The sequence below is a fragment of the Hydrogenophaga sp. genome, assembly GCF_018780385.1.
GTDB lineage: Bacteria > Pseudomonadota > Gammaproteobacteria > Burkholderiales > Burkholderiaceae_C > Hydrogenophaga.
In genome coordinates this window covers 1-11579 of record NZ_JADMJO010000129.1, presented here as the reverse complement: position 1 = coordinate 11579, position 11579 = coordinate 1, and the positions used below count along the sequence as shown (strand labels likewise).

The window sequence follows — 11579 nt, the reverse complement described above, 5'->3', positions numbered from 1 at the left end:
GGTTTTTTGGTAGGCCGTGTTGGACTTGAACCAACGACCAAAGGATTATGAGTCCGACCCCGAAATGAGCATCGGCGCGGCCTGCGGCTCGATTGTTTCCGCATCCACCGCCGAGAACCTTCATTCTGCCGGATCGCTATTGCGGAAACGGTCCTAGACCCAGTCCGTCAGCGGCGTGACATACGCCAAGTTGAGCGGGTGCTTGGGGTTGCCGCACGCGGTCAGGCCCAGATGTCTCACCGGTTTTCCAGATGCGCGCAGCATCGCGGCCACGGCTTCGAAACGGGGGCGCAGGTGGCGGGGCACTTTGCCCACCGCGCCCCAGCAGGGCACCAGCACGTCGACCTCGTCGGCAATCCCCCGCAGGTGGCGGTCGTTCTCAGGCCCGATGGCGTCGAGCGCGCCGGCCAGGTCAGTGACCTCTTTCGCCCGAAACGCGAACACGTTGCCGACGATGAAGCGCGCCCCACCCCACCCGTGGGTGAAGCCGATCCACTTGCGCACGGTGTGGTCGTTGATCACGGCGTCTGCGGTGGATGGGTTCACCCCGAAGAAGCCATAGGTCAGGCCGACGCCCGGGGCGACCTGGCGTTCCAAGCGGTAGCGGAATACTTCGCAGGGGGAGAAAACAGCGCTCACATTCACCTCACTGGTTTGAGCTTGGCCACTTCGGACCGGTAGTGCCGGCGCGTGGTGCCGGCGTCGTTGTGTTGCAGCAGCTGCTGTGCCTCTTCCAGTGATGTCGCCTGGTCGGCGGCGTACTTGCGGCAGTCCCGTAGGATCATCTTGGCGAGTGCATCGGCCAGTGCTTCATCGCCGGCCGCGCGTGCCTTGCTCACCGCCGCGGCGCGCGCAACGGTGTAGCGGTCGTGCAGCTGGCGATAGCTCACGGGGCGTTTCTTCGGCGCGGCCAGCAGCATCAGGTGCTCGGCCTTCTTGTTGGCCCTGCGCCGCGCGAGCAGGTCGGGCAGCACTGCCGACAGGCTCACGTCGAAGTCGGCTTCCTTTCCCGTCTTGCTGGCCTCCAGATGCAGGATGTCGCCGTGCGGCAGCGGCACCGTGCGCACGTCAGTGATTCGCATGCTGGTGGCGCTGGCCAGGTCCATGGCATCGCGCAGGAGCTGGTCGCCCTCGGCGTAGATCATCGCGAACATCGTGTCGCTGACCGCGGCCTTGCGGGCGAACTCCTTGTTCTTCCACCCGGATTTCTCCATGCCAGCGGCCGGCCACGGCAGCTCGGTCATGCCGCGCTTGCGCGCGTAATTCCAGATCACCTGGAACGTGGACATGTCCCGGTTGGCCTGGGTCTTGCCCTGGCGTGCTTCGAGGTAGCGGATCAGGTGCGGCAGCTTCACCGCCGCCCAGGTCGAGCGGCCAAACACCGGGCGCAGCCAGCGCAGGCCCTTGGCGTACATCGTTTTGGTGCTGGCGTTGGTGTAGCTCGGCAGCACCTTCTCTTCCCACTCGGCGAAGGCCTCCTCGACCGTGCCCTTGATGCGTGGTTTCTTGTTGTGGATCTCGTCCCACTTCACAAGCGCTGCGGCATAGTCCTTGCCCAGGGGCACGTCCGGCTTTCCCCCCGGGCGCATGTCGTAGTAGTAGTAGACCCAGCGCTGGCCGTTCGCGCCCTTGCGCACCAGCGTGCGCAGTCGCGGGTACTTTGTGGTCTTAGGCACGGACGCGCTCCAGGCTGGTGAAATCGGGCTCGACGAATGATACGGTCGGCCGGCCTTCCACCCAAGCGTGCACATGGGTCCAGAGCACCAACACGCCGGTGCCTTGGCGCTTGCAGGGAATGCCCTCGGCTTTGAGCCACGCCTCCTGCGCGTTGGCGCGCGCCGCACCGGTGAGCCGGTGCAGATCGTCCTTGTCGAGGAAGCCGCCAGCGGTCATGCCAGCACCAGGTCGCGCGCTTTGATGAGCACGGCGTAGCGGGACAGGAAGGCCTCGCGCGCCTGGTCAACGGACCAACGCGACACGCGAATGGGCGCAGCGGTGCCGGGCACGTTCCAAGGGGCAGGCGCTGGTCGCATGATCTGGGCTTTCTCCGCCAGCAACACGGCGTTGTCGGCCACGTGAACGCACTCGGGGAGCTCGACGCCGAGCCCGAAGCGCTCGGCGACCGCCAACCAGACGCCGTGTTCTATCTCCGCATACCCGATCAGGTTGCGCTTGAGCGGGCGGTGGATGTCGCAGCAATAGGCTTCCGTGGCGTCGTGCAACAGGCCCGCCAGCGCGTGCTCTGGGGGCACCTGGTGCGACACATACACACTGTGCTGGGCCACGCTGTAGTGCCAGTCGCAGGCCCCGTTGTAACGGCAGATCTTCGACAGGTGGGCAGCGATGTCGAGGATGTCCACTTCCTCGGGCCGGGGGTCGAGCGGCCAGAACTGGCGGCCGGTGGCCGTCTGCATCCAGTCGCCGCGGCGTGCTTGGGCGGTCATGGAACCTTCCTTTTCATTGCGTCGAGCAGCAGGTCTTGCACGCTGCGTTTGGTGTCATGCCGCGCCAGCACCAGCTCGTCGATGGTGTCCTCGGCGACGATGTCGTAGATGAAGACCGGGCGGTCGTGCCCACTCTGCATTTGGCGCACCGGCCCGATGCGGCCGATGATCTGGTCGCGCAGCTCCAGATCCCACCAGTGGCCGAAGAACACCATGATGTTGGTGACATCCTGGAAGCCGTCGATGCCGTGGCCAGCGCTGGCGGGGTGGGCGAACAGCACCGGGATGCGGCCCGCCTTGAAGTCGTCTTCGTCCTGCTCGGTCTGCAGCGCGCGGCCTTGGGGGAAAGCCTTGAGCAGCCGCGTGAGATCGCTCTTGAACTGGTAGGCGACGATCACGGGCATGCCGCCCGCGTCGCCGATGATGTCGCCCAGCGCTTCGAGCTTGCGGTCGTGCACCTCGACGAACTCACGCGCGCGGCGGTCCCCGTCGCCCTCTGCGACTGGGTCCACGTAGACCGCGCCATTGGCGAGCTGCAGGCACTTGATCGTCTTGCTCGCCGCGTTCACCGCTTCCACCTCGTGACCGGCGAGAGCGATGAACATGTCGCGTTCCATGTCGCGGTAAAGCGCACGCGCCTTCGGCGGCAGCTCCACCTTCACTGGCACATAGATCGGTTTTTGCAGGTCGACGTAGTCGGCCAGGTCAACCGATAGGCAGATGTCGTGAATGCGCTCGTGGATCTCGCGGTCAGCCGTGGGCATGATCACCGGGACGATCTCCACCTTCTTGGTGATCGCGTCCTGCCGGCGTTTGTAGGCGAACCAGCGCTGTTCAAACCCGCTGAAGGTCAGGCCCAGTCGGTGGCCTTTGTCGAGAAACCACGTCTGGCCCCAGAGGTCCCGCAGTCCGTTGGGGCTTGGCGTGCCGGTGAGGTTGATCCAGCGGTGCACCTTGGCGTGCGCGATCTTGCCCAGTGCCTGGGCCCGTTTGCCGCCCTGCTTCAGGCGGAAGTTTTTCAGCCGCGTCGACTCGTCAGCGATCACGGTCTTGAACGGCCAGTCCTCACCCAGACGGTCGATCAACCAGGGCAGGTTTTCGTAGTTGAGCGTGAACAGGTCGCCAGACTGGCGAAGCGCGGTCGCACGATCCGCCGAGCTGCCGATGATCTTCTGCACGCGCAGGTGCTTGAGGTGGCTCCACTTCCCGGCCTCGGTGCTCCAGACCTTGCGAGCCACACGCAGCGTGCCCAGCACCAGCGCGGGGTACACGTCGTCCACCAGGGAGACGGCATCAAGGGCGGAGAGCGCCGAGACGCCCTTCCCTACCCCCATGCCGGCGAACAGTGCGCAGCGTGGGTTGTTGATCGCGTGGTCGATCATGGAGGGTTGCCACGGGCGGGGGTCGAAGTCTCTCATTCGGGCAACTCCCCGGCCGGCGGCCACGGCAACCCGCCGCGTCGGCTGAAACCACGCGCCACCAGCCATTCGCGCGACGCGTGACGCAGCGGGGCCTCGATGTCGGTGCACTCGACGCGGGCCTTGTGCAGCCCCACCAACAGTGCGAAGTTGCTACTGGGCGCGTGGCTGGCAGGGATCTGCTCGCGGGCCCACTCAACGTCGAGGCGGCGCAGCGCATCGTTGCGCTCGGCCATGAGGTCGGCGTGCGTGGTCATGCCAGCAGCTTCTCAACGGCTTCAATGCTGTCGATCACCACGACGCGTTGGCCCATGCACCGCATACGCTCGTGCTCACGCACCTGGTGGGTTTCGGCTTTCAGGCCGGGCGCCTTGAGCTCTACCCAGATGGTGCCGGCAGCCCAGACGTGTCGGTGTGGACTGGTCGGCAGCATCACCAACCGATCGGGCGCACCACGGCGGCCGATCCACTGCACTTTGCGCACCTCCCCGCCGAGCGCCTTCACGCGCTTGACCAGGTGAGCTTCGATCTGCGATTCCTTCATGCGAATAGCTCCTCTTGGCGACTCCACATGTCGGGCCACCAGTTGTTCGACTTCTGAATGTTTTGCGCCAGCGGCACTACGCGCAGGTTTGCCGGGCAGTGAAGCCCGCACACCAACGGGTGCACCAGAGGAACGACGTGATCCACGCTGTGCTGCACGCCGGTCGCCGCGGTTCGCTCTTGACTCAGCTTCCAAAATGCGCGGCACTCCGTGTGCGTAGTCCACGGCGGGATCGCTCTGCTGTACTTCGCCCACACTTCGGCTCCGCCCGACTTGCGCACCTTTGCGGTCCGCCGTTTTCGGATCGGGGCGAACAGCGGTCCTGGGCACCAGCCCTCGACCTGCAGATCGATCTGCGTCATAGGGCCACACGTGCATGGGCTTGCCGGGGATGGAAAACGCCACATCCGCGACCACGTCGAGCGGGTCGTCTTCCGGCAGCTTCATCTGCAGCGCTCAGCGCATCTGCGCCTCGGGGTTGAGGTGACACTCCCCGCCGCCCGGACGATGTGCGTAGGGGTAGCCACCGCAGTGGCACAGAGGGCGCTTGCAGGCGAGCACGTGCAGCACCATCGAGTGCGAATCGGTGCGCCGCGTGCGGCATTCCGGGCAACGAAGGCGGTAGGGGTTGGGCATTCATGACCTCGCCCTGATCTGCCGCACGCGCGCGTCAGTGATGCCCAACCGGCGTGCCAACACCGCGACCGGCTCCTTGGACCGCAGCACAATCTGGCGGCGCATCCACGCGGTTGCGCGCTGGGCGAATCCGCGCTCCGTAGCTTTGAGTTGACGTCTGTCGATCACAGCGGGCACCACTTCGTGCGTGGTGAATCGGTGCAGGTTGAAGCACTCGCGACGGCGAGCGACGCTGGCCGGCTGGATGCGTGTGCTCAACACCGTAGAGGGTGCACCGCAGCGGGGGCAGTTCATGGCTTGCTCCCTGAGTTGCCCAGGGCGGGCAGCAGGCCGTTGTGCGGCCAAGGATGGCCGCCAAGTCGACCCATGCCGCGATCGATGAGCCAGTCCCGTGAGTCATGGCGCAGCGCGGCGGGAACGCATTCCGACTCGTACCTCAGCTGGTGCGCAAAACCGTCCAACACCGGCTCAACTAAGCGACGAAGGTCTTCAGGCGACTGGTTCGGCTGAGATTTGATGAGTGCTCGCACTAAGATCTCGAAGTCGACGCCCGCAAAAGCCTTCATGCCCGCGAACTTGTAGAGGTGCGTCCCCTCCCAAGGTAACTGCCTCGACCATTGGCGGCCATCCCAATACACGTCCAGTTGATTCCGACCAAACACCGCGAGCCCCCACGACCGGGGAAACGCATCCGGTCTCAAGACTTGGGGCAGGCACACACGCAGCACAAAGCCACCCAACGCCAACTCAAGCGAGCAACTTGGATAGTCGCGTTCCGCAACATGGAGAACGAAGGCTGCGGTGCACAGCTTGTCTCGGTGGAGCCAAATGCGGTTGCATATATTCACAGGTCAGTCCTTTCGGTAGCGGTAGTCTTCAAATCCACCAGCGGCCAGGGGCATGCCCTGCGCCCACGGCGGCGTGGCCGCGAGCAGCGTGCCGAGGTGGTCGGCGTTGAAATCAGGGGAGTCAGGGGCCTCGGTCACCACCTCGTCGTGCACGGTGAGCACGATCTGGTATCCGGCGGCCTCGATGCCGGGCATGTTCCAAGCCATCACGTCGCGCGCGACGGCCTGGCACACGTTCTCGAAAAGCTTCCCGCCGTAGGTCTTCAGGCGTTGCCACTTGCGGCTGTATTGGTTGACGCCCATGTAGCTGATCGCACCATCGGCTGCGACCTCGGGCGCTGGGTAGCACAGCGCGCGGCCGCTGGGCAGACCGATGCGCAGCCAAGCGCCGTCTCGGCGCACTTTCAGCTTGCGTGCGGTGAGCGTGACGCCAGGGTGTTGGATTGCCTCGCGAACCGTGTCGGCCAGTTCGCCCCAATAGGTCTGGATGGCGGGGTGGGCGCGGCGCCAGCCGCGTTTGAACGCGTCGCAGACGATGAAGGCGGTGTCACTCAGGCCGAAGGTGTTGCGCTTCTCCTGGCGCGTCCAGGTCAGGAAGCCCCGGGCCTCGTCGCGCAGATCCACCGGCAGCGCGGCGAGTGCGCCCTCCGCCATTTCCTCGAGGTCGATTCCGTAGGTCAGCGCCCCGGTCAGGTACGCGCCGACACCGCCCTCGTACTGGAGCATGAGCTCCTGCACCTTGCCGATCTGGCGTTGCGGCTTGCTGACGCTGTCGGGTGAGACGTTGAACGACTTGCTGTACGCCAGCTTGTAGAGGTCTGGCCCGGTGCCCTCGTCGTAGGCCTCGAAAGCGCGCAGCTTCCAGGCTTCGCCCGCCAGCCAAGCTGCGTCCCGGCCTTCAATGTTCGCCAGGTCGGACACCACCAGCTTGCGGCCCTTGGGTGCAATCAGGCTGCCGCGCACGCCGGACCCAGCCGCGGCCATCACGTTGCTGAACACCAGATCGGCAGAGCCGGCCTTGATCGCTTCGATGCTGCGTGCCACGTAGGCGGCGACATCCTCGTCGCTGGTGGAAGGCGCGCTGCGCAGCTTCAGGTACTTGCTCGTCTTGATCTCGTGGCCGTGCCACTCAGCCGCGGCGGCCACGTCAGGGCGCGCCAAATTCTGCGGCTGGAACAAGCGACCCGACCAGCGCCCGGTGCGGCCGGCGCCGCAGAACTGCAGAAGCCCACGCAGGCGGCCGTCGGCGTTCGTGCCCCGCAGCAGCGCGCCGTACTTGCTGGTGCTGTTGCGCCCGGCCTGCAGCCGGATGGCCAGCAGCTCGCGCACGGGCCCCGGCAGGCTGGGGTCTTCGACGCGCCGCTCCAGGGTGGAAGCCTGCATGTCAGGCAAAGTCACGCCGTACTCGTCAAGGATGTGGGCGAGCAGCGCGTCGCGCTGGGTGGTGCTGCCGACCGCGCCGTCGGTGATCTCGACGGTCTGCTCGGCGAGGCGCGCTTGCTCGCGTTCGGCGGTCTCGATGGCGGCGCGGGCAAAGTCGAGATCCACAGCCACGCCGCGCGCGTTGATCTGCGCGTCGAGGTGGAAGAGTTCCAGCTCGCGGCCTTGGTAGTTCCAGAGCGGCATCTTGGCGCGGCATGCGCGCATCGCAAGGATGTCGGCGTCCGCGTACTCCACGAAGCGCTTCCACTCTTCGGGGTGCGACTCGCGTGTCGCGCGGCGCAGCTTCATGTTCTTGGGCCGGGGCATGCAGAAGAGCCGCACCAACTCCTTGCCGACCTTGAGCTTGCGCTGGTCTTGCGCGACGTCCAGCACCTCGCAAAGCCGCTCCAGGCCGCCCGGCAGGGAATGGGCCAAGGCCTGAGCCATCGTGCAGCGCCACCGTTGCACTTGGCCGGCGGCAGCGCGTTCGACGACACTCCCGGCGCGGCTGAGCACGGTGCGATCGAACCCGGCGTTGTGGAAAATGATCTGCACGGCCGCATCGGTCAAGGCCTGAAACAGGTCGTCCGGCATGGTGTGCGTTGCCTCGACGATCCGCTCGCCGAGCATGGGCTCGAACCAGCTCACTTCACGGTTGACGACATCCCAAACCTTGACCGGGCCGTCGTCCACCGCGTAGGCCCAGAGCATGATCTGCGCGCTCTCGGCGTACTGGAACACGCCGTCTTTAAGCGGCAGCTCACAGTAGGTTTCCAGGTCACCCCAGAGTGTTTTCACAGTGCGTCCCTTACGGTGTCGTCCCAAGGCTGGCCGTCCTCGCGCCGGGGGATCGGCTCCCCGCCGGCAAGCAACCACTGCATGTAGGTGGTCTCCTCCACTTCCAGGCCGTCAACGGGCTGGTAGAAGATGGGCGGCGCGGGGGTTGGGCTGGCCTTGAGCATGGTTTTCAATGTCCTTCGCACTGCGGCGCACGCGCCGCAGCCCGCAGGGCACTGACTCAGGCCAGAGAATCCGCGTCGGCGCCAGCGGCCAGCGCTTCGAAGTCGTCGGGGCTCGGTGGCGTGCCGCCTCCGAACGAGTCACCGTCGCGCAAGAACTGCACGCCGAGCAGCGTGCAGCGGATGGCACGGCCGTACTTGTTGTCCTGCGGCCAGATCTCGACCGTGGCGTTCACGTAGCAGCCGGCATAGGGCTTGCCGTCTGCGGCCACCAGCGGGGTCTTGTCCGCGTTGAGCACCAGCGGGCGGCCTTTGGACTGGTCGCGGGTTGAGGTCAGCGCCCAGTTGCCGGCGTAGCCGTCGTAGGCCTTGGTGTTGCCGTCGAGGAAGCAGCACTTCTGCCCCACACCCAAGATGCCGGCCAGGTGCGCCTGCGCCTTGTCCTTCCAGGCTTCTTTTGCGACGCGCTGGATTGCCGCGTCGATTGCGGCCTTGGCCGGGTGGTTCGGCGCAAGGAGGAACGACGCGCGGAAGTTGAACGGGCCTTGGCCCTGGTATTGCGTGGCCTCGAACAGATCGGGGAACGAGAGTCGCACGTCGGCGAGTTTCACTTTTTCAGCCATGGTGGTCTTTCAGTTGGTGGAGGGAAATCAGCAGAGCGACGAAGCCGGATCGGCCTCGGCGTTGAAGTCGTCGGCCACGTTGGGTGGCGTGTAGCGATCGCGCTTATCGGCTTCGGGCGCGACAGAGGGCTTGGGGTCGGAACGCGTGATGTGGGCCTGCAGGCTTGCCCACTGGCGTTTGCCGATCCGTGGCTTGGCACCTTCAGGGGCCTTGGTCAGCTTCTCGGCGCTGGTGGGCGAGATCACCTTCAGGTCGTACATGTCCTCGACCTTGAGGCGCATCGACTTCAGCGTGGCCTCGGCGACCTCGGCGTCGCGCCAGGCACGTGCACCGGCCTTGCCAAGAACCAGCTTCCAGCCGGGCACGTCCGTGCCAGCCAGGAGCCGACGCTCGACCTCAGCGCGCACCGCCTTGATCCAGTCTTCGATCAGGCCGGCCGCGCTCATCTGCAGCGGCAGCTTGTCCGGCTCGTTGACCTTCTCGGGGTCGATGACAGCCTCGCCGGTGGCCATTGCTTCGAAGTCCGCGCCGACGGTTGACTGCACGAAGCTCTGCATGGACGGGCACGTGGCCATCGCCTTGCAGTACCGGCATGCGTCCTCGCTGGGGTGCTGGTTGAGGAACGTGCGTTCCCACTCCGCCTGCTCGACCTTGCCGTGCATGGACACCGCGTTGATCACCGTAATGGCGCGGCTGCGGGCCTCCTTGCCGAACGCGAGCAGATCCTCGACCGAGCAATCCCACTCGCGTGCGGACCGCTGGTGGATCACCAACCGCACGCGGCGGATGTCGTAGACCAGGCTGTGCTCGTCGTAGGCGCCCAGCGCATAGAGCAACAGTTGCTTGTTGCGCTCTACCGCGACCTCGTGGTAACCGGTCTTGCGATCGATCACCACAAGCTCGTACGTGTCGTCCACCAGCGGCTTGAGGATCACCGCGTCGCCGGTCCCGAACCCGTCATCAGGGTCCGTGCACTCAATGAAGCGCCGGAAATCGACCTTCTGCTCGACGAACAGCACGCCGCCAACAGCCATGGCGCGCACCGTGTCGATGTAGTCCTGGTCCTCGTCCACCCAGTCGGCTTTGTAGACCACACCATTGCTGGTGGCTCGGTCCACCCAGTCGCGGGCGTTGGACTCCGGAGGCGTGAGGCACACCGCGCAGACATCGTGCCGGGCGGTGCCGTCATCGCTGTACCCGCTGCTCTTGTCAGGGATGCCGGACTCAAGCACCGCGCGACCTGCGCACGCGAACCAGCCTTCGGCCTTGCTGGGGCTGAAGAGTTTGGCGTGGCTCACGCGGCGCTCCCTGCGATCAGCGCATCGGCCTTGGTGACGAAGTCGACGTAGTGCTCAAGCTTCAGCTTGTTGCCGTGGTCGACGTTATCGCCATAGCTCTTGAGCAGGCCCAGGCACTTCTCGCGACCGCCCGGGGCCTTGCACAGCGCGGTGATGCGCGCCGAAACGTCGTTGTAGTTGAACGGGTGGGGGCTAGCCGCGTCGCCCGTGGATCCAGCGTCCGCAGCCGGGGCAGAAGCCGGAGCGGCCGACGCCGTGGACGCAGATGCGTTTCCCTCGACCTTCTCCACAGCCTGGGGCGTTGGGGCCTTCGTCGCGGCGGGTGCCGGGCTGGCGGCGGGCTTGTCGGCGACGCCCGCTGCGGCCTTGCCGATGCGGAAACGGGCCAGCGCGTTCTGCAGCTCCTCGGCGGAACTGCAGGTCAGGTGGATTTGCGCCCCCTCGTAGGAAAAGGTGGCTTCGGCCTGAGCCGGAGAAGCGGTTGCAGCGGTCATGGTTGTCCTTTCAATCAGACGGTTTGGGGTTGGGGATCGACGAACTCGCGCCAGGTGTCTGGCAGCGAGCAGTTCAGGGGTGCGTCGCGGAAGAGCGGCGCGATTTCTTCGTCGGCGTGGCCGGCGATGCCGCAGCCCACGCGCGTGACGAGGAAGGTGTCTTCGGGGTGCGTGGCCGCGTGGTGCAGGAACATGCCCACGGTGAGTTGCACAGCGTCGAGAGCGAGCGGGCCGATGAGGCCGGCCTGCACGGTGGGCAACGCGTAGCATTCGCCGGTGCGGCCTTCACCCACACCCCACTCGGCCCCGTAATTCAGGTGTGCGGCGCGCGCTGCGCCTCCTGCGTGGATGCCCGACAGGTTGGAGCCGAACACGAAGATCTGGCCGGGCGATGGCTGTGCGCCGTCTGTATGGAACTTGCGGTGGGTGTTCATGGCAGCGTCCCAGCGACAGCCATCAACGCCAGCGCGACCAAGCCGCACGTGCCAGCTTTCAACACCACCTTGTCGCGGGGGTGCATCTGCTCAGGTGCCTCTTCCAGACCACGGCGGCCGGGGCCGAAGGCTTCTTCCAGCGTGCGCGGGAAGATGTAGAAGGGTGGGCGTTCAGGCAGCGGGAACTCTTCCAGCAGAAGCTGGGCGGTGCGCGTACCTTCGGAGACGCGTGCCATCACTCTTCAACCTCAACAGGCACGCCACCTTGCAGCACGTACCAGGTGTTTGCCTTGATGCCATCGCGCCCGGCGATGCCTGCCCATACGGCGACGATGTTGTAGTCGCCGTCACGCTCCACGAGGAACATGGCGTTGCCCTCGGCCCCGAGCACCTTGCCTGCGTAGCCGGTGGCCGAAGCTGCGCCCCGGGTGCCGGTGGCCGAAGCTGCGCCCTGGTCG

18 protein-coding genes and 1 pseudogene are annotated in these 11579 nt (G+C 65.9%); all 19 read right to left on the bottom strand.

The annotated features are described in order from the left end of the window. Positions 1-153 precede the first annotated feature (153 nt). Positions 154-597, bottom strand: a complete 444-nt coding sequence (locus IV113_RS24195) for a DUF1643 domain-containing protein (RefSeq protein ID WP_363318660.1) — start codon at positions 595-597, stop codon at positions 154-156. A gap of 44 nt (positions 598-641) precedes the next feature. Then, entirely contained in the window at positions 642-1676 is a 1035-nt protein-coding gene (locus tag IV113_RS24190; protein ID WP_291090699.1) for an integrase, read from the bottom strand. Beyond that, entirely contained in the window at positions 1669-1893 is a 225-nt protein-coding gene (locus tag IV113_RS24185; RefSeq protein ID WP_291090697.1) for a DUF4224 domain-containing protein, read from the bottom strand. Before IV113_RS24185 ends, IV113_RS24190 begins: the two co-directional genes overlap by 8 nt. Continuing rightward, complete coding sequence (locus IV113_RS24180) at positions 1890-2444, bottom strand: hypothetical protein (protein WP_291090695.1); 555 nt, start codon at positions 2442-2444, stop codon at positions 1890-1892. The genes IV113_RS24185 and IV113_RS24180 overlap by 4 nt, the downstream gene beginning before the upstream one ends. Then, the gene (locus IV113_RS24175; RefSeq protein ID WP_291090693.1) at positions 2441-3862 is read right to left on the bottom strand and encodes a DEAD/DEAH box helicase; all 1422 of its coding nucleotides are present in this window, start codon (positions 3860-3862) and stop codon (positions 2441-2443) included. Before IV113_RS24175 ends, IV113_RS24180 begins: the two co-directional genes overlap by 4 nt. Beyond that, on the bottom strand, positions 3859-4119 hold the full coding sequence (locus IV113_RS24170) for a hypothetical protein (RefSeq protein ID WP_291090691.1): 261 nt from the start codon (positions 4117-4119) through the stop codon (positions 3859-3861). The genes IV113_RS24175 and IV113_RS24170 overlap by 4 nt, the downstream gene beginning before the upstream one ends. Continuing rightward, positions 4116-4406 carry a VRR-NUC domain-containing protein gene (locus IV113_RS24165; RefSeq protein ID WP_291090689.1) on the bottom strand — a complete coding sequence of 97 codons (291 nt, stop codon included), beginning with the start codon at positions 4404-4406 and terminating at the stop codon, positions 4116-4118. The genes IV113_RS24170 and IV113_RS24165 overlap by 4 nt, the downstream gene beginning before the upstream one ends. Next, positions 4403-4768, bottom strand: a complete 366-nt coding sequence (locus IV113_RS24160; RefSeq protein ID WP_291090687.1) for a hypothetical protein — start codon at positions 4766-4768, stop codon at positions 4403-4405. The genes IV113_RS24165 and IV113_RS24160 overlap by 4 nt, the downstream gene beginning before the upstream one ends. A gap of 94 nt (positions 4769-4862) precedes the next feature. After that, positions 4863-5042: a hypothetical protein gene (locus tag IV113_RS24155; protein ID WP_291090685.1), complete on the bottom strand. Its 180-nt coding sequence runs from the start codon at positions 5040-5042 to the stop codon at positions 4863-4865. Next, positions 5043-5336 carry a hypothetical protein gene (locus IV113_RS24150; protein WP_291090683.1) on the bottom strand — a complete coding sequence of 98 codons (294 nt, stop codon included), beginning with the start codon at positions 5334-5336 and terminating at the stop codon, positions 5043-5045. Further along, positions 5333-5890, bottom strand: coding sequence for a hypothetical protein (locus tag IV113_RS24145; protein WP_291090681.1), 558 nt, complete (start codon positions 5888-5890; stop codon positions 5333-5335). Before IV113_RS24145 ends, IV113_RS24150 begins: the two co-directional genes overlap by 4 nt. 3 nt (positions 5891-5893) lie before the next feature. Beyond that, positions 5894-8110 carry a DNA polymerase I gene (locus IV113_RS24140; protein ID WP_291090679.1) on the bottom strand — a complete coding sequence of 739 codons (2217 nt, stop codon included), beginning with the start codon at positions 8108-8110 and terminating at the stop codon, positions 5894-5896. Next, a complete protein-coding gene (locus IV113_RS24135) occupies positions 8107-8274 on the bottom strand; it encodes a hypothetical protein (RefSeq protein ID WP_291090678.1) in 168 nt (55 codons plus the stop codon). The genes IV113_RS24140 and IV113_RS24135 overlap by 4 nt, the downstream gene beginning before the upstream one ends. Positions 8275-8330: 56 nt before the next feature. Next, a complete protein-coding gene (locus IV113_RS24130; RefSeq protein WP_291090676.1) occupies positions 8331-8894 on the bottom strand; it encodes an ssDNA-binding protein in 564 nt (187 codons plus the stop codon). 27 nt (positions 8895-8921) lie between these two features. Then, positions 8922-10193: a DUF2800 domain-containing protein gene (locus tag IV113_RS24125; RefSeq protein WP_291090674.1), complete on the bottom strand. Its 1272-nt coding sequence runs from the start codon at positions 10191-10193 to the stop codon at positions 8922-8924. Beyond that, positions 10190-10687: a hypothetical protein gene (locus IV113_RS24120; protein ID WP_291090672.1), complete on the bottom strand. Its 498-nt coding sequence runs from the start codon at positions 10685-10687 to the stop codon at positions 10190-10192. Before IV113_RS24120 ends, IV113_RS24125 begins: the two co-directional genes overlap by 4 nt. A 14-nt stretch (positions 10688-10701) precedes the next feature. After that, positions 10702-11121 carry a hypothetical protein gene (locus tag IV113_RS24115; RefSeq protein ID WP_291090670.1) on the bottom strand — a complete coding sequence of 140 codons (420 nt, stop codon included), beginning with the start codon at positions 11119-11121 and terminating at the stop codon, positions 10702-10704. Next, positions 11118-11357: a hypothetical protein gene (locus IV113_RS24110; RefSeq protein ID WP_291090667.1), complete on the bottom strand. Its 240-nt coding sequence runs from the start codon at positions 11355-11357 to the stop codon at positions 11118-11120. Before IV113_RS24110 ends, IV113_RS24115 begins: the two co-directional genes overlap by 4 nt. Further along, a pseudogene (locus IV113_RS24105) lies at positions 11357-11579 on the bottom strand (hypothetical protein); the annotation flags it as partial. The gene IV113_RS24110 and the pseudogene IV113_RS24105, both read right to left, overlap by 1 nt.